Here is a 17,328-nt window from a genome sequence, read left to right on the forward strand (position 1 = left end):
AGGTCAGGTGCCGAGCAGCCGTTGCAGCAGTTCGGTCGCATTGCCCGTGTCGTACTTTCTCATGAGCCGCGCTCGGTAGATATCAACCGTCCGCGGGCTGATATCGAGCACGCGGCCGATCTGCTTGCTCGTCTTGCCCGTCACGAGCTGCGCGGCGATCTCGCGCTCGCGCGGCGTCAATTCGATCGCGACCCGCCGCGTCGCGCTCAAGTCCTCGAATGTCCAGACGCCCGCCGCGTGAGGCGCGGTCCGGTCGAGCGCGCGGCCGGTGACGTGACACCAGAACAGTTCGCCGTTCTTGCGCTTCATGATGCGGTCGTCGCTGTACGTGCCTTCCTTGCTGATATGCGCGGCGATGCGCTCGCCGATGCGCGCGAACTCGTCCGGCGAGGGATACAGCACCTCGAACGACTTGCCGATGAGCGCCTCACGCGTGAAACCGAAGATCGCGCAAAGCTGCTCGTTGCAGTCTTCGATGGTGCGCTCGCGCGAAAGCACGAGCCCGACGGGCGCAAGTTGAAACGCGGTTTGATAATCCAGTGCACGCATGTGAGATCGGGCGCGCGGCGCCTTGCGTATCGCGGCGAAAAGCGCCGGGAACCAACGCGCGCGGGCAAAGACTTATGTATTTTTGCGTATTGTGCCGGATCATCGGCACAAAGTACGCTTGTGCCACGTCAAAAGGCCGCGCGATGCGCTCGAACAGTGCATCGGCGGCATCAAAAAACCGATTTTCAGTTGGTTTCAACATGGAAGGGACACACAGATGAACAAGGTCTATCCCAGCGCGAAAGCCGCGCTCGAGGACATCGTCAAGGACGGGCAGACGTTCGCCGTCGGCGGTTTCGGGCTGTGCGGCATTCCCGAAGCGCTCATCGCCGCGCTGCGCGATACGGGCGTCAAGGGCATCACCTGCATCAGCAATAACGCGGGCGTCGACGGCTTTGGCCTCGGTCTCTTGCTCGAGACGCGCCAGATCAAGAAGATGATTTCGTCGTACGTCGGCGAAAACAAGGAGTTCGAGCGCCAATACCTCGCCGGCGAACTCGAGCTCGAATTCACGCCGCAGGGCACGCTCGCCGAGAAGCTCCGCGCGGGCGGCGCGGGCATTCCGGCGTTCTTCACGAACACCGGTTTCGGCACGGTGATCGCGGAAGGCAAGGAAACGCGCCAGTTCGGCGAGAACCATTACGTGCTCGAGCATTCGCTCACGGCCGACGTCGGTCTCGTCAAGGCATGGAAGGCCGATAAATCCGGCAACCTGATCTTCCGGCGCACCGCGCGCAACTTCAACCCGATGTGCGCGATGGCCGGCAAGATCACCGTGGCCGAAGTGGAAGAAATCGTCGAGACGGGCGAACTCGATCCGGACGCGATCCATCTGCCCGGCATCTACGTGCAGCGCCTCGTGCTGAATGCGCAGCCGGAAAAGCGCATCGAACAGCGCATCGTCCGCGCGAAAGGAGAGTAATCATGGCTTGGACTCGTGACCAGATGGCCGCGCGCGCGGCGCAGGAACTGCAGGACGGCTTCTACGTGAACCTGGGTATCGGCTTGCCGACGCTCGTCGCCAATCACGTTCCGGACGGCATGGAAGTGTGGCTGCAGTCGGAAAACGGTCTGCTCGGCATCGGGCCGTCGCCGTATGAAGACGAAGTCGACGCCGATCTCATCAACGCCGGCAAGCAGACCGTGACGACGCTGCCGGGCTCGTCGATCTTTTCGTCGGCGGATTCGTTCGCGATGATCCGCGGCGGCCACATCAACCTGGCGATCCTCGGCGCAATGCAGATCAGCAAGAAGGGCGATCTGGCCAACTGGATGATCCCCGGCAAGATGATCAAGGGCATGGGCGGCGCGATGGACCTCGTCGCCGGCGTGAAGAAAGTCGTCGTGCTGATGGAACACGTCGCGAAGGGCGACCAGCACAAGATCCTCGAAGAGTGCTCGCTGCCGCTGACGGGCGTGGGCGTCGTGGATCGCATCATCACGGATCTCGGCGTGATCGACGTCACCGACAATGGCCTCAAGCTCGTCGAGCTGGCCGACGGCGTGACGGTCGAGGAAATTCAGAAGAAGACGGGCGCGCCGCTCGATGTCACGAGCGTGAAGTGATAGCGGCGTGACACGAACGCCGGTTCTCTCGGCGTGAGCGCGAACACGGGCGGGCGAAGCTTTCGGAGCTTCGCCCGCTTTGCTTTTGCGGGTTTCGCCCGCATCTGTGCACGCGGGAAGGGGTCGTCCGTTCGGCATAGGCCCGCTCGATCCGGTGAGATGCGCTTTACAATCGTTTCGACACTTCCACGAGGACCTCTCCATGACCGCATCCATCGTCGCCGAAGCCGTGCATTCCGATCTGAGCGAGCCGCGCCAGCGCTTCGTGCAATGCGCGAGCCCGGCGGGTCTGCATCGCATCGCCTATACGGAGTGGGGCGATCCGGCCAATCCGCGCGTGCTGCTGTGCGTGCACGGCCTGACGCGCTCGGGACGCGACTTCGACAAGCTCGCGCAAGCGTTCGCGCGGGACTATCGCGTGGTGTGTCCGGACGTGGTCGGGCGAGGACTGTCCGACTGGCTCGCGGATCCGCGTTACTACGGCGTGCCGCAGTATGTCGCGGACATGGTAACGCTGATCGCGCGGTTGAACGTCGAGACGGTGGACTGGTTCGGCACGTCGATGGGCGGTCTCATCGGCATGGCGCTCGGCGGCTTGCCGAACACGCCGATCCGAAAGATGCTGCTCAACGATGTCGGGCCGCATATCGAACCGGTCGCGCTGCAGCGTATCGGCGAGTATCTCGGCAAGCCGGCGCGTTTCGCATCGCTCGACGAAGGCGTGCGGCACGCGGCGGCGCTCGCGTCGTCGTTCGGGCCGTTGACCGACGAGGAGTGGGCGGGCATCAACACGCCGCTCCTGCACGAGCGCGACGGTGCGTGGGGCTTTCGCTACGACCCGGGCATCGCGACGCCGTTCACGTCGGCCACCGATGAGCAGAATGCGGCCGGCGAGGCGTTTCTTTGGCGCTCGCTCGCGTCGATCAGGACGCCGGTGCTCGTCGTGCGCGGCGAGAGCTCGGATTTGCTGTCGCGCGAGACGGTCGCGCAAATGGTCGAGAAAGGTCAGGCCGTGACGAGCGCCGAGATCCCGGGCGCGGGTCACGCGCCGGCGTTTCTTGTCGAAGATCAAATCGCCATCGCCAGGGGGTTCTTTCTCGGCGATGACGCGAGCGGGGCATAATATTGGGCTGAACATAAGGTGCTTGCGCGCCGCTTGCGCTTCTTTTCTCACCATCACCGATCAGGAACAAACAATGGCAGTCATTCGTCATCACGTCGGGCCGCGCCTTTCCGAAACCGCGATCCACAACGGCACGGTGTATCTCGCCGGCCAGATCGCCGAGGACACGGACCAGGACATCACCGGTCAGACGCGCGAAGTGCTCGGTCACATCGACCGCCTGCTCGAAGAGGCGAACAGCGACAAGTCGCACTTGCTGTCGGTGCAGATCTATATCTCGGACATGATCCATTTCCCCGGCATGAACGCCGTGTGGGACTCGTGGGTCGCGGAAGGCAACACGCCGCCCCGCGCCACCGTCGAGGCGAAGCTCGCCAATCCGGCGTGCCTCGTGGAAATCGTCGTGATCGCCGCACAGCGCAACTGAATCGAGTCGTCTGAAGTATTGGCATCGCCCGAATGACCGAGACCGCCGTCCCCACCGAAACGTTGCCCGAGCCGTCCATCGACGACGCGCTCGCGTTCGTGCGCGAGCACGCGAAGGACGCGCGCGTCTCGACGGGCGAACTGCTCGCGGACCACGCTGCCGGCACCGCGCGCATCATGCAGACGCTCAACGTCGATTCGCACGCGGTCGCCGCCGCGGCGCTCTTCGTGCTGGCGCCGCATCTCGACGATCCGGAGAAGGTGATCGCGGAGCGCTTCGGCCCGGAAGTGCAGCGGCTCGTCGGCGATGTGCGCAAGCTGTTGCGGCTTGGTTCGGTCAGCTCGCGCGCGACGCTCGCGGAACTGCCTGAAAACACGCGCGACGCGCAGGCCGCGCGCCGTGCGCAGGTCGAAGCGTTGCGCAAGATGTTGCTTGCGTTCGCGCAGGACATTCGCGTGGTGCTGATCCGGCTCGCCTCGCGCGTGCAGACGCTGCGCTACTACGCCGCGCACAAGATCGAACCGTCGCCCGACGTGCCGCGCGAGACGCTGGAGATTTACGCGCCGCTCGCCAACCGGCTCGGCATCTGGCAACTGAAGTGGGAACTCGAAGACCTGTCGTTTCGCTTCGAAGATCCGGTCACGTACAAACGCATCGCGAAGCTGCTCGACGAGAAGCGCGTCGAGCGCGAGACCTATGTGACCGAGGCCATCGCTCGTCTGCAGAAGGAACTGGAAACCGCGCACATCAAGGCGGACGTCAGCGGACGGCCGAAGCACATCTACAGCATTTGGAAGAAGATGCGCGGCAAGCAGCTGGATTTCGCCGAACTGAACGACGTGCGCGCATTTCGCGTGATCGTCGGCGACATCAAGGATTGCTACACCGTGCTCGGCATCGTGCACAACCTGTGGCAGCCGGTGCCGCGTGAGTTCGACGATTACATCTCGCGTCCCAAGCCCAACGGCTACAAGTCGCTGCATACGGTCGTGATCGGCGACGACGGGCGCGCATTCGAAGTCCAGATTCGCACGTACGAGATGCATCAGTTCGCCGAGTACGGCGTGGCCGCGCACTGGCGGTACAAGGAAGCGGGCGCGCGTGGCTATGCGGGGCAGGTGACCGCGAGCGAGAAATACGACGAGAAGATCGCATGGTTGCGTCAGCTTCTCGCGTGGAAGGACGACGTCGAAGGCGAGCATCCCGGCTGGCAGCATCTGCGCGACGCGACACTCGACGACGACCATATCTACGTGCTGACGCCGCAGGCGCGCGTGATCGCGTTGCCGCAAGGCGCGACAGCCGTCGATTTCGCATATCACCTGCACAGCGAGCTCGGACATCGTTGTCGGGGCGCTCGCGTCGATGGCGCGATGGTGCCGCTCAACACGCCGCTGCAAAACGGACAGACGGTCGAGATCGTCGCGGTGAAGGAGGGCGGTCCGTCGCGCGACTGGCTCAATCCGCAGCTCGGCTATCTGCATAGCGCCCGCGCGCGGCAGAAAGTGCGCTCGTGGTTCCTCGCGGCGGATGCGGCGGAGAACATCGCGGCCGGACGGAGCATCGTCGAGAAGACCTTGCAGCGCGAGGGAAAGACGTCGGTCAGTCTCGAACAGCTCGCGGCCAAACTCGGCTTCAAGGCGCCCGAGGAGCTTTACGCACTCGTCGCGAAGGACGAGTTCAGTCTGCGCAACATCGAGCAGGCGCTCTCCGATGCGCCGCCGCCCGAGCCCGAACCCGAAGCGCCCGAGCAGTTCGAGAAGCGCAGCAGCGGGCAAAGCGTGGCGCACGGAGCGTCGACGGGCGTGCTCGTCGTCGGTGTCGATGCGCTGCTCACGCAACTCGCGCGTTGCTGCCGCCCGGCGCCTCCCGATCCGATCGCGGGATTCGTCACGCGCGGCAAAGGCATGTCGGTGCACCGGACCGATTGCGAAACGTTCAAGCGCATGGCCGAGCGCTCGCCCGAACGCGTGCTGCACACGACTTGGTCCGCCGAGGTGATGAACGGGCGTGGCTCGTCCGTTTATCCGGTGGACCTTTCGGTTGAATCGGCGGATCGCCAGGGCTTGCTGCGCGACATCTCCGAAGTGTTCGCGCGCGAGAAGATCAACGTGATCGGCGTGAAGAGCCAGAGCCGCAGGAATGTCGCGTATATGCAGTTCACCGTGGAAGTGTCGAGTGCAGCGCAGATTCAACGCGCATGCACGCTGCTCGGCGAAGTGCAGGGCGTGATTCGCGCTTCGCGTCGCGCGTAGCATTTAGAAGGGATTGAACGGATTGGCGAATATTTTCGATTTTTCTAAAGATAAGCACTTGCCAACATCTGAAACACTCCATATAATCTCACTTCTTTCAGGCTCGTAGCTCAGCTGGTTAGAGCACCACCTTGACATGGTGGGGGTCGTTGGTTCGAGTCCAATCGAGCCTACCAACGAAAACGAAATTCAGCGGACTTCGGTTCGCGGGGTTTCAAACCGCAAGAAGCGCGCAGCGCAAAAGGCGAAAAAACATGGCACGTCGAACGTTGACCGAAACAACTTCGGAGCGACGCTAGTCGAGGACCATATTCGCCTTCTGCCAAATTGTTTCGCGGTATGTGTGAAAAGTGAATGCGGCCCCTCGATAGCGGGGCCGCATTTTTTTTGTCTTGCGATTTTCAAACGAAATCGCGTGGCAATGCTTAATCGAATCGCCCGGCATGTGCCGGCGTCTTGGAGAACGATATGGTTTCGGTACGTTTGCCTGATGGGTCGGTCCGACAATACGACCACCCGGTGACCGTCGCGGAAGTTGCAGCATCGATCGGCGCGGGCCTCGCCAAGGCGGCGCTCGCCGGCAAGCTCAACGGCGAACTCGTCGACACCTCGTTTCTGATCGACAAGGATTCGTCGCTCGCGATCGTCACCGACAAAGACCCGGAAGGCGTCGATGTCGTGCGTCACTCGACCGCGCACTTGCTGGCCTATGCCGTGAAGGATCTGTTCCCCGAGGCGCAAGTAACCATCGGGCCGGTCATCGACAACGGCTTCTACTACGATTTCTCGTACAGCCGTCCGTTCACGCCCGAAGATCTCGAAAAGATCGAGAAGCGCATGCAGGAGCTCGCGAAGAAGGACGAGCCGGTGTCGCGCCGCGTCGTCTCGCGCAACGAGGCCGTCGAGTACTTCAAGAGCATCGGCGAGGCGTACAAGGCCGAGATCATCGAATCGATTCCGGAAAGCGACGAGATCCGGCTTTACGCGCACGGCAATTTCATCGACCTGTGCCGAGGCCCGCACGTGCCGTCCACCGGCAAGCTCAAGGTTTTCAAGCTGATGAAAGTCGCGGGCGCGTACTGGCGCGGCGATTCGAAGAACGAGCAACTGCAGCGCATCTACGGCACCGCGTGGACCAAGAAGGAAGACCAGGAGCAGTACCTCCACATGCTGGAAGAAGCCGAGAAGCGCGATCACCGAAAGCTCGGCAAGCAGCTCGACCTGTTCCATCTGCAGGACGAAGCGCCGGGCATGGTGTTCTGGCATCCGAAGGGCTGGTCACTATGGCAGCAGGTCGAGCAGTACATGCGTCGCCGCGTGAACGAAGCCGGCTATCTCGAAATCAAGACTCCCATGGTGATGGACCGTTCGCTGTGGGAAGCATCGGGGCACTGGCAGAACTATCGTGAAAACATGTTCACGACCGAGTCGGAAAAGCGCGACTACGCGATCAAGCCGATGAACTGCCCGGGCCACGTCCAGGTGTTCAATCACGGCTTGCGCTCGTACCGCGACTTGCCGCTGCGTTACGCGGAGTTCGGTTCGTGCCATCGCAACGAGCCGTCGGGCGCGCTGCACGGTCTGATGCGCGTGCGGGGCTTCGTTCAGGACGATGCACATATCTTCTGTACCGAAGATCAGTTCATCGCGGAATCGATCGCGTTCAACACGCTCGCGATGAGCGTGTATAAGGATTTCGGCTTCGATCACATCGACATCAAGCTGTCGCTGCGTCCGGAACAGCGCGCCGGCACCGATGAAACCTGGGATCGCGCGGAGCAGGGCCTGCGCGAAGCGCTGACCGCGTGCGGCCTGCAGTGGGAAGAGCTCGCGGGCGAGGGCGCGTTTTACGGTCCGAAGATCGAGTATCACATCAAGGATGCGCTCGGCCGCTCGTGGCAATGCGGCACGCTGCAGCTCGACATGGTGCTGCCGGAGCGTCTCGGCGCGGAGTACGTGGCGGAAGACAACAGCCGCCGCCGTCCGGTGATGCTTCATCGCGCAATCGTCGGATCAATGGAGCGTTTCCTCGGCATTCTGATCGAGCATCATGCCGGCGCAATGCCGCCGTGGCTCGCGCCGATCCAGGCCGTTGTGTTGAATATTGCTGAAAGTCAGGCCGAATATGCCGGAAATCTGGCTCAATCGTTGCAAAAACAAGGGCTTAGAGTAGAGTCCGATTTGCGCAATGAGAAGATTAGCTATAAAATACGCGAGCACACGCTGCAAAAGGTGCCGTATTTGCTGGTCGTCGGCGACAAGGAGCGTGATGCACAAACCGTAGCCGTGCGTGCTCGTGGCGGTGTCGATCTGGGCGTGATGCCGGTCGACGCATTCCTCGAACGTCTGCAGCAGGAAGTGCGGGCGTTCAAGTAAGTCACTCGCAGCGCGGCTTGTTTTTTCATTTTTAGAGGAAACGTAACATCGCTACTGATAAGTCGTCACATCGCATCAACGGTGAGATTACCGCGCCGGAAGTGCGTTTGGTCGGAGTGGACAACGAGCCGCTCGGAATCGTGAAACTGGCCGAGGCGTTCCGTCAATCGGAGCAACTCGACGTGGATCTCGTCGAAATCGCGCCGCAGGCTTCGCCGCCTGTCTGCCGTTTGATGGATTACGGCAAGTTCAAGTATTCGGAAGCGAAGAAGCAGCACGAAGCGAAGTTGAAGCAGAAGATCGTGCAGGTGAAGGAAGTCAAATTCCGCCCCGGCACGGATGACGGTGACTACAACGTCAAGCTGCGCAACCTCACGCGCTTCCTCGAAGACGGCGACAAGACGAAAATCACGTTGCGTTTCCGCGGTCGCGAAATGGCGCACCAGGAAATCGGCATGCGTATGCTCGAGCGCCTGAAGTCCGATCTGGACGAATATGGCCAGGTCGAGCAGATGCCGAAGATGGAAGGGCGTCAGATGATCATGGTGCTTGCCCCGAAGAAGAAGGGCAAGTAACCGAACAGCAGTAGGGCGATGGATCGCGCGCCGTCGAAAGGCGGTCGGCGCGGCATTGCCGGCGGTTTCAGGCCGGCGTCATTTCGGTGACGCCGGTCATGAAAAGCGGCGGTTCTTCACCGAACCGTTCGCACACAAGTGGAGCGTGGGTTTCGAAGGGCGGGAAGGGGTTCGCGGGCAGTATCGGCGGATCATCCGCACACCCATGACCATCTAATAAACTGGAGTTGTTTCATGCCGAAGATGAAGACCAAGAAGAGTGCTGCAAAGCGCTTCGTGGTGCGTCCGGGCGGTACCGTCAAGCGCGGTCAGGCCTTCAAGCGCCACATTCTTACCAAGAAAACCACCAAGAACAAACGCCATCTGCGTGGCGCCACGGCCGTTCATGATTCCGATCTGAACTCCGTCCGCGCAATGCTGCCGTTCGCCTAACCTCATCTAACTTAAGGAGAGCAACATGCCTCGAGTAAAACGTGGGGTTACCGCACGGGCCCGTCACAAGAAGATCATCCGTCTGGCCAAGGGTTACCGCGGCCGTCGCAATAACGTCTATCGCATCGCCAAGCAGGCGGTCATGCGCGCAGGCCAGTACGCCTACCGCGATCGCCGCAACAAGAAGCGTGTGTTCCGCGCACTGTGGATCACGCGTATCAACGCGGCGGTGCGTCAGCACGACATGACCTACAGCGTGTTCATCAACGGCCTGAAGAAGGCTTCGATCGAACTCGACCGCAAGGTTCTGGCTGACATGGCTGTGTTCGACAAGGCTGCTTTTGCTGCGATCGTGAAGCAGGTGAAAGCCGCCGTTGCAGCCTAATTGCGAAATTAGTACTGCGTGGTTCGCCTCCTCGTCGCCGCATCGTAGAAATACGTTGACGGCGGCGCGAAGGCAGAAAACGGGGCTCTCACCGAGCCCCGTTTTTGTTGGTCGGACGGTTTTGCGCATCTCATGCCCATCGTGGAGCGTGGATGAGCAAAACCGAACCTCAGATTGAATTTCGACGCTAAAAGATGGGATCAATGGATCTGGACCAGATTGTCGCCGACGCGAAAAGCGCCTTTGAACACGCCGCCGATACCACCACGCTCGAAAACGAGAAGGCACGGTTCCTCGGCAAGTCCGGCGCGCTGACCGAATTGCTGAAGGGATTGGGCAAGCTCGATCCGGAAGCGAAGAAGACAGAAGGCGCGCGCATCAATCAGGCAAAGCAGCAGGTTGAAGCCGCGCTGAACGCGCGCCGTCAGGCGCTGGCCGACGCGCTGCTGAATCAGCGTCTCGCGTCGGAAGCCATCGACGTCACGCTACCGGGACGCGGCGCGGGTGCGGGCACGCTGCATCCGGTGATGCGTACGTGGGAGCGCGTCGAACAAATCTTCCGCACGATCGGTTTCGATGTCGCCGACGGTCCGGAAATCGAGACCGACTGGTACAACTTCACGGCGCTGAACAGCCCGGAGAACCATCCGGCGCGCTCGATGCAGGACACGTTCTACGTCGACGGCAAGGACGCGGATGGCCGTCCGCTTTTGCTTCGCACGCATACGAGCCCGATGCAGGTGCGCTACGCGCGCATGAACAAGCCGCCGATCAAGGTGATCGTGCCGGGCCGCACGTATCGCGTGGACAGCGACGCCACTCATTCGCCGATGTTCAACCAGGTCGAAGGCCTGTGGATCGAAGAGAACATCAGCTTTGCGGATCTGAAGGGCGTCTACACCGATTTTCTGAAGAAGTTCTTCGAGCGCGACGACATTCTCGTGCGCTTCCGTCCGTCGTATTTTCCGTTCACGGAGCCGTCCGCCGAGATCGACATGATGTTCGAACACGGCAAGAACGCGGGCAGATGGCTGGAAATCTCAGGTTCGGGGCAGGTGCATCCGACCGTCATCCGCAACATGGGCCTCGATCCGGAGCGCTATATCGGCTTCGCGTTCGGCAGCGGCCTCGAGCGCCTGACGATGCTGCGCTACGGGGTGCAGGATCTGCGTCTGTTCTTCGAGAACGATCTGCGTTTCCTGCGTCAGTTCGCGTAAAGCACTTAGCGCCCGCGGCGATCGCTTCTCGATAAGCGGCGATCGTGAGACTCCAAACATTTCGAACGTAGACACACATGCAATTCCCAGAATCCTGGCTCCGCAGTTTCGTCGATCCCAAGCTCTCCACCGACGAACTCGCGCACGCGCTGACGATGGCCGGCCTCGAAGTCGAAGACCTGCGCCCGGTCGCGCCGCCGACCACGAAGATCGTCGTGGGCCAAGTGCTCGAAGTCGCCAAGCATCCGAACGCCGACAAGCTCAACGTCTGTCAGGTCGATGCGGGCACGGGCGAGACGCTCAATATCGTGTGCGGCGCGCCGAACGTGTCGCCGGGCATCAAGGTGCCGGTCGCGCTGATCGGCGCCGTGCTGCCGCCGGCCGAAGCCGGCGGCCAGCCCTTCGCGATCAAGCCGACGAAGCTGCGCGGCGTCGACAGTCAAGGCATGCTGTGCTCCGCACGTGAGCTCAAGCTGTCGGAAGATCACAGCGGTCTCTTGATCCTGCCGACCGATGCGAAGGTCGGCCAGGACATTCGCGAGGCGCTCAACCTCGACGACACCGTCTTCGAAATCAAGCTCACGCCGAACAAGGCAGACTGCCTGTCGGTGTTCGGCGTTGCGCGCGAGACGGCCGCGATCACCGGCGCGCCGCTCAAGCAACCGGACATGCCGGCCGTCGAAACGAAGCTCGACGAAAAGCTGCCGGTCAAGGTGCTCGCGCCCGATCTGTGCGGGCGCTTCTCGGGCCGCGTGATTCGCGGCGTGAACGCCCGCGCGAAGACGCCGCAATGGATGGTCGAGCGTCTGGAACGTGCGGGCCAGCGCAGCATCTCCGCGCTCGTCGACATCTCCAATTACGTGATGCTCGAACTCGGCCGTCCGACGCACGTGTTCGATCTCGACAAGATTCACGGCGCGATCGAAGTGCGCTGGGGCAAGAAGGGCGAGTCGCTGAAGCTCCTGAACGGCAACACCGTCGAGCTCGATGAAACCGTCGGCGTGATCGCCGACGATCGTCACGTCGAAAGTCTCGCGGGCATCATGGGCGGCGACAGCACGGCCGTCTCGCTCGACACCACCAACATCTATCTCGAAGCCGCGTTCTGGTGGCCGGACGCGATCCGCGGCCGCGCGCGCAAGTACAACTTCTCGACCGATGCGGCGCATCGCTTCGAGCGCGGCGTCGATTATTCGACGACCGTCGAGCATATCGAACGCATCTCGCGCCTGATCCTCGACATCTGCGGCGGCGAAGCGGGTCCGGTCGACGATCAGATCGTCAACGTGCCGGATCGCAATCCGGTGTCGATGCGCGTGTCGCGCGCGCATCGGATCATCGGCGTAGAGATCGGCGCGGAAGAGATCGCGCAGATCTTCACGCGTCTGAACCTCGCGTTCGAGCGCGACGGCGACACCTTCAAGGTCACGCCGCCGCCGTATCGCTTCGATATCGAGATCGAGGAAGACCTGATCGAGGAAGTCGCGCGCATCTACGGTTTCGAGAAGATTCCGGCGCGCCCGCCGGTCGCGCGCAGCGAGATGCGCATCACGAACGAAACGAAGCGCTCGATCCATACGCTGCGCCACGAAGTCGCCGCGCGCGACTACTCGGAGACGGTGAACTTCAGCTTCGTCGATGCCGAGTGGGAGAAGGACTTCGCCGGCAACGATAATCCGATCAAGCTGCTGAACCCGATCGCGAGCCAGCTCTCGGTCATGCGTTCGACCATGCTCGGCAGCCTCATCGAAGTGCTGCGTCATAACCTGAATCGCCGCGCAGACCGCGTGCGCGTGTTCGAAGCGGGGCGCGTGTTCCATCGCGACGCAACGGTTAAAGCGGGCGAACTGACGGTCGAAGGCTTCGCGCAACCGAAGATGATCGGCGGGCTCGCGTATGGTCCGGTGGTCGAGGAACAGTGGGGCGTGGCCACGCGCAACGTCGACTTCTTCGACGTGAAGGGCGATGTCGAAGCGCTCTTCGCGCCCGTCGTGCCGCGCTTCGTTAAGGCGGAGCATCCGGCGTTGCATCCGGGACGCAGCGCGCGCATCGAGGTGGCGGGGCGCGCGGTCGGCTGGATCGGCGAACTGCATCCGCGCTGGCTGCAAAAGTACGACTTGCCGAACGCGCCGATCCTCTTCGAAATCGACGCCGACGCGTTGATGGATCGCGCATTGCCGGCGCCGTCCGAAGTGTCGAAATTTCCGCCGGTGCGTCGCGATATCGCGATTGTCGTGGATCAAAACGTGGCGGTTCAGGCGCTGCTCGACGAGCTCGAAAGCGCGCGCGCGGAAGCGGCGTGCAGGTACGTCACGAAGGTTGCCCTTTTCGATGAATTTCGTCCAAAATCAAATACTTCCGGTGGCTTGGGAGCGCATGAGAAAAGTCTTGCCTTCCGTGTAACGTTGCAAGATACTGGCGGCACGCTTCAGGACGAAACGGTCGATACGGCTATCAAAACGCTGGTGGATCGCCTGGCTCGAGTACACGGCGCGCGGTTGCGCGGATAGCCTTCAGTTGGCCCTTTCCGTCTTAATCGCCAAGTCTTAAATATGGCAAGCGCCGTTTTACCGATATGAACCAAATGAACTCGAGTGATTTCGAAGCCCTTCTTTCGGCGCAGCGTAGCGCCATGACCCGAGATATTCCGACCTCGAGCGCGCCCGGCGATACGCCGACGCTCACCAAAGCCGAGTTGGCGGAGATGCTGTTCGACCATGTCGGTCTGAACAAGCGCGAAGCCAAGGACATGGTCGAAGCCTTCTTCGAAGTCATCCGCGATGCGCTGGAGAGCGGCGAGAGCGTCAAGCTTTCCGGCTTCGGCAATTTCCAGTTGCGCGACAAGCCTCAGCGTCCCGGCCGCAATCCGAAGACGGGCGAGGCCATTCCTATCGCCGCGCGGCGGGTCGTCACGTTTCATGCAAGTCAGAAGCTGAAGGCGCTGGTCGAAACGGGAGCGGAGACCGATCTCACTCGCTGATTTCCCGGTGGCGCGCGAATGACTCGCGCGTCGCGTTGCTTGGCCACCGTGCTTCAATCGACATCACTTATAACGATGGTTGATCGACGATGGAAAAAGTCGTCTTGCCTCCGATCCCCGCCAAGCGATACTTCACGATTGGCGAAGTCAGCGAGTTGTGCGGCGTCAAGCCTCACGTGCTGCGCTATTGGGAGCAGGAGTTCACGCAGTTGAGGCCGGTCAAGCGGCGTGGCAATCGCCGCTACTATCAGCATCACGAAGTCTTGTTGATCCGGCGCATCCGCGAGTTGCTGTACGAGCAGGGCTTCACGATCAACGGTGCGCGTAACCGGCTCGATTCGCAGGGACGTGCAATCGACGACGATGCGGACATGGCCGAGACGCAAGTGTCGGCGCAAGCGCAACCGGGCGTCGATGTCGAGCAGTTGCGCAAGGATATTCTTCAGGTGATCGATCTTCTCGGCGGATGAACTCCGTCCGATTCAAAGTCCCGATGCCGCGAGTTCTCGCGGCATTTTTTTTGTCCGTCCCGCGCTGTAATTACCGGATGCGTCGCAAGGCATCGTGGCCGCCGATGTAGCGAAGGTCTACCAGCCGCCGTCGAGGAGTCGATGACCGGACAGGCCCTGCCCGCGGTTAAGCCTTGACGCCTACGCGGAAGCGTTTTTTCGGACCGGCTGCTTGCGAGGCCGGCAACTTGGTCTTGACCGACCAATAGACGATGCTCGGTCCGACGCCCCATGGCGGATAGATGCGCCAGTCATCGACGCCATGGTGGAAGAAGTAAAGCGCGAAGCATCGGCCTGGCCTCGTCGCGCGAACGGAGATATAGCGGCTGCCGCCGGGATAGATGCGCCCGAAGCGCGTGACGCGCGCGCCGCTTCCCGGACCGAACCATCTCGCGACTTCCGCGCGCAGGGCGGAGCAGGTTTGGCCGCATCGGCTGCGCCGCGCTCTGGCGGACGCTGGGACAGACAAAGGCATGGGGCGCCGTTCCTTATGTGTCACCTTAAGATTAGGGCTTAAATTACTGACACACAAGTGTTTTTTGGGCTTTTACGTCTGAATATTGGCGGGCGGCGCCGCGTTTTTGCGCGCGTGTCGTCCATGACGAATGGCTTCAGACGGTCATGCCCATCGTCGCGGCCGTTTTGGTCAGCGCTTCTTCATCGGCGCCGACTTTAAGCATTGCATCGGCGAGATGGTAGTCGAGCTGCGCACGCCCTTGGAGAAACGCGGGCGATGCGTCATCGATGACCCGCGAGGGGCCAAGAAAAAAGGCTCTCCGGCAGAAGCCGGAGAGCCTTCAATTTCTGGTCGGGGCGAGAGGATTTGAACCTCCGACCACCTGCACCCCATGCAGGTACGCTACCAGGCTGCGCTACGCCCCGAAAGAGCGAAAGTATATCAGAGAGAAACGAATAGTAGAACTGCTTCCAACAATTTCGCTGTTGCACTCACAAAATTCACTCGCAATGCGTCAGAGCGTCAGTTCCGACTGCGTGTACGGCGACGTCTGGATCTTCACCGAATCCTCGCGCTCGGCCGACGCCCGCTCAGGCGAGACTTCCAGCGCGAAGCGCTGACGCCTGCGGAACCTCAAAGCCAGAAGCAACGAAATCGCGCATGGAATCAGATAGGTGGCGATGCGCTCCGTCCACGCGATGCGCGATCCGAAAGTGTCGTACGCCGTGCGCTCATCGAAGCCGGCGGACGCAAAGATCATCGTCAACGTGAAGTCCAGCACCATGGCCGCGCCGCACAGACACAGAAAGATCAAGGCGCCGTTCCACTTCAGAGCGCGTTCGCTCGCATTCAACGTGCGGCAGACGAAGAGCGTCACGCCCAGCAAACTCAGGATAAAAATCAAGGGAAGCCACGGAAAATGCATGTCGCGCGCCTCGCGTATGGGTAGAAGGGACGATCCCGGCGGCGCGCAAGATGGATTTATGTTGCGTCTGGAGCGCCCGCTTCCGGAAGCGAGCGCGATGATTACACGCAAGTCTCGACGCAAAAATAAGAGTAATCCTAATCAGATTGGCCGATCGGCCAGCGACTCCGACAGGAAATCGATGAACGTCCGCACCTTCGTCGTCATGTATTTGCGGCTCGTGTACACCGCATACACGGACGGCGCGAACGCCGAATAGCTCGGCAGCACGCGCACGAGCGAGCCCGACGCCAATTCCGGCTCGACGATCCACGCCGGAAAGTATGCGAGCCCGAGTCCGGCGCGCACGAGCTGTAGCGCCATCGACGTATCGTTGGTCTTGAGCACCGCCTGGTTCTTCACGGTAAACGCGCCGCCCGGACCGGTCAACGTGACGGAATCGATATTCGTGTAGGTCGGCAACACGAAGCGATGACGCGCGACATCATCCGGATGACGCAGCTTGCCGTGCTGTTCGAGATACGCGCGCGAACCCGCGAGCACGAACGGCATCTTGCACAGCGGCCTGACGATCAGCGAGGGCGAAGGCTCCGACGTGGCGCGAATCGCCATGTCGTAGCCTTCCTCGACGAGATCGACGAAGCGATTCTCCAGCCGCAGATCGACGAGCACGCCGGGAAAGCGCGCCTGATACGCGACAAGCAGATCCGCGAAGGTGCGATTGGCGAACCAGCCTGGCGCGGTGACCTTGAGCACGCCTTGCGGCTCCGCCGTCTGCACGCCGACGGCAGCTTGCGCGGCCTGCAGGATGTCGAGCGCCTCGCTGCATTGCTCGTAGTAGACGTTGCCGGCTTCCGTGAGACTCAGGTGACGCGTCGTGCGGTTCAGGAGACGCACGCCGAGCTGGCGCTCCAGATTGGCGACGTGCTTGCTCGTCATCGCGGTCGAAATGTCGAGCCGTTCAGCAGCCTTCACGAAGCTGCCGGCCTCGACGACTTCGCGGAACACGCGCAAGCTGGTGAGAGCATCCATCGATCATTTCCTGCCGGGAAACAAAACGCTAATGTTAGCCGGATTTATCGACCGACGATGTCTGCCTAAACTGCAGGCAACCTACCTTCACTGGAGTTTTGCGATGTCTGCGACACACACTCGACCATCCGCGGCCAACGCGTCGGCGCTCGCCGCCTACGCTCACGTGCTGCTGCGCATCGTCGCTTCGTATCTGCTGCTCACGCATGCGAGCGCGAAGCTGTTCCATGTTCCGCACATCGCGATGTTCGACGGTCTGCCGCTCGTCTCGCTGCTCGGCGTGGCGGGCGTCATCGAATTGATCGGCGGCGTGCTCGTGCTGATCGGCCTGTTCACGCGGGCGGCGGCGTTCGTGTTGTCGGGCGAACTGGCGTTCGCGTACTTCATCGGGCACGCGCCGAAAGGAAACTTCCTGCTGCCGCTATTGAATCAGGGCGAGCCGGCCGTGCTGCTGTCGTTCATCTATTTGTTCATCGCGGCGGCGGGGCCGGGCGCGTGGAGCATCGACGGGCGACGTTGA

General features: G+C 61.6%; 18 protein-coding genes and 2 tRNA genes. 15 read left to right on the forward strand and 5 right to left on the reverse strand.

Annotation, left to right across the window (positions count from 1 at the left end; all coding sequences use genetic code 11):
* Nucleotides 1-3: 3 nt before the first annotated feature.
* On the reverse strand, nucleotides 4-549 hold the full coding sequence (locus NCR93_RS05630) for a LuxR C-terminal-related transcriptional regulator (RefSeq protein ID WP_175979955.1): 546 nt from the start codon (nucleotides 547-549) through the stop codon (nucleotides 4-6).
* Between the two features lie 217 nt (nucleotides 550-766).
* Here NCR93_RS05630 and NCR93_RS05635 point away from each other — a divergent pair, with 217 nt between their 5' ends.
* The 14 genes from NCR93_RS05635 (at nucleotide 767) to NCR93_RS05700 (ending at nucleotide 14,355) form a co-directional block, all read left to right on the forward strand.
* On the forward strand, nucleotides 767-1,471 hold the full coding sequence (locus tag NCR93_RS05635) for a CoA transferase subunit A (protein WP_008350318.1): 705 nt from the start codon (nucleotides 767-769) through the stop codon (nucleotides 1,469-1,471).
* A 2-nt stretch (nucleotides 1,472-1,473) separates the two neighbouring features.
* Nucleotides 1,474-2,115: a CoA transferase subunit B gene (locus NCR93_RS05640; protein WP_008350316.1), complete on the forward strand. Its 642-nt coding sequence runs from the start codon at nucleotides 1,474-1,476 to the stop codon at nucleotides 2,113-2,115.
* A gap of 202 nt (nucleotides 2,116-2,317) precedes the next feature.
* Nucleotides 2,318-3,238 (forward strand): alpha/beta fold hydrolase, encoded by a 921-nt coding sequence (locus NCR93_RS05645; protein ID WP_175979956.1) that lies wholly within the window; start codon nucleotides 2,318-2,320, stop codon nucleotides 3,236-3,238.
* Nucleotides 3,239-3,311: 73 nt separating this feature from the next.
* Nucleotides 3,312-3,665, forward strand: coding sequence for a RidA family protein (locus NCR93_RS05650; RefSeq protein WP_008350311.1), 354 nt, complete (start codon nucleotides 3,312-3,314; stop codon nucleotides 3,663-3,665).
* 32 nt (nucleotides 3,666-3,697) lie between these two features.
* Nucleotides 3,698-5,920 (forward strand): RelA/SpoT family protein, encoded by a 2,223-nt coding sequence (locus tag NCR93_RS05655; protein ID WP_034472050.1) that lies wholly within the window; start codon nucleotides 3,698-3,700, stop codon nucleotides 5,918-5,920.
* A gap of 99 nt (nucleotides 5,921-6,019) precedes the next feature.
* A tRNA-Val gene (locus tag NCR93_RS05660) sits at nucleotides 6,020-6,096 on the forward strand.
* A 292-nt stretch (nucleotides 6,097-6,388) separates the two neighbouring features.
* Nucleotides 6,389-8,296 (forward strand): threonine--tRNA ligase, encoded by a 1,908-nt coding sequence (gene thrS, locus NCR93_RS05665; protein ID WP_008350308.1) that lies wholly within the window; start codon nucleotides 6,389-6,391, stop codon nucleotides 8,294-8,296.
* A 47-nt stretch (nucleotides 8,297-8,343) separates the two neighbouring features.
* A complete protein-coding gene (gene infC, locus NCR93_RS05670) occupies nucleotides 8,344-8,871 on the forward strand; it encodes a translation initiation factor IF-3 (protein ID WP_075583511.1) in 528 nt (175 codons plus the stop codon).
* 234 nt (nucleotides 8,872-9,105) lie between these two features.
* A complete protein-coding gene (gene rpmI, locus NCR93_RS05675; RefSeq protein ID WP_004191477.1) occupies nucleotides 9,106-9,303 on the forward strand; it encodes a 50S ribosomal protein L35 in 198 nt (65 codons plus the stop codon).
* Nucleotides 9,304-9,328: 25 nt separating this feature from the next.
* Nucleotides 9,329-9,688 (forward strand): 50S ribosomal protein L20, encoded by a 360-nt coding sequence (gene rplT / locus NCR93_RS05680; protein ID WP_008350196.1) that lies wholly within the window; start codon nucleotides 9,329-9,331, stop codon nucleotides 9,686-9,688.
* 203 nt (nucleotides 9,689-9,891) lie between these two features.
* A complete protein-coding gene (gene pheS / locus NCR93_RS05685) occupies nucleotides 9,892-10,905 on the forward strand; it encodes a phenylalanine--tRNA ligase subunit alpha (protein WP_034472047.1) in 1,014 nt (337 codons plus the stop codon).
* 77 nt (nucleotides 10,906-10,982) lie between these two features.
* Nucleotides 10,983-13,415 carry a phenylalanine--tRNA ligase subunit beta gene (gene pheT, locus NCR93_RS05690; protein WP_175979957.1) on the forward strand — a complete coding sequence of 811 codons (2,433 nt, stop codon included), beginning with the start codon at nucleotides 10,983-10,985 and terminating at the stop codon, nucleotides 13,413-13,415.
* Nucleotides 13,416-13,480: 65 nt separating this feature from the next.
* Nucleotides 13,481-13,885, forward strand: coding sequence for an integration host factor subunit alpha (locus NCR93_RS05695; RefSeq protein ID WP_008350190.1), 405 nt, complete (start codon nucleotides 13,481-13,483; stop codon nucleotides 13,883-13,885).
* An 89-nt stretch (nucleotides 13,886-13,974) separates the two neighbouring features.
* A complete protein-coding gene (locus NCR93_RS05700) occupies nucleotides 13,975-14,355 on the forward strand; it encodes a MerR family transcriptional regulator (protein ID WP_008350188.1) in 381 nt (126 codons plus the stop codon).
* 166 nt (nucleotides 14,356-14,521) lie between these two features.
* On the opposite strand, the gene NCR93_RS05705 is transcribed toward NCR93_RS05700, so the two are convergent.
* From NCR93_RS05705 to NCR93_RS05720, 4 genes are all read right to left on the reverse strand, one after another.
* A complete protein-coding gene (locus NCR93_RS05705) occupies nucleotides 14,522-14,869 on the reverse strand; it encodes a hypothetical protein (protein WP_175979958.1) in 348 nt (115 codons plus the stop codon).
* Nucleotides 14,870-15,199: 330 nt separating this feature from the next.
* Nucleotides 15,200-15,276: transfer RNA gene (locus NCR93_RS05710), tRNA-Pro, on the reverse strand.
* 89 nt (nucleotides 15,277-15,365) lie between these two features.
* Nucleotides 15,366-15,776 carry a hypothetical protein gene (locus NCR93_RS05715; RefSeq protein WP_175979959.1) on the reverse strand — a complete coding sequence of 137 codons (411 nt, stop codon included), beginning with the start codon at nucleotides 15,774-15,776 and terminating at the stop codon, nucleotides 15,366-15,368.
* 141 nt (nucleotides 15,777-15,917) lie between these two features.
* A complete protein-coding gene (locus NCR93_RS05720) occupies nucleotides 15,918-16,808 on the reverse strand; it encodes a LysR family transcriptional regulator (protein WP_250532184.1) in 891 nt (296 codons plus the stop codon).
* A 103-nt stretch (nucleotides 16,809-16,911) separates the two neighbouring features.
* Here NCR93_RS05720 and NCR93_RS05725 point away from each other — a divergent pair, with 103 nt between their 5' ends.
* Nucleotides 16,912-17,328: a DoxX family protein gene (locus NCR93_RS05725; RefSeq protein ID WP_175979961.1), complete on the forward strand. Its 417-nt coding sequence runs from the start codon at nucleotides 16,912-16,914 to the stop codon at nucleotides 17,326-17,328.

Source organism: Caballeronia sp. ATUFL_F1_KS39 (genome assembly GCF_023630985.1).
GTDB lineage: Bacteria > Pseudomonadota > Gammaproteobacteria > Burkholderiales > Burkholderiaceae > Caballeronia > Caballeronia zhejiangensis.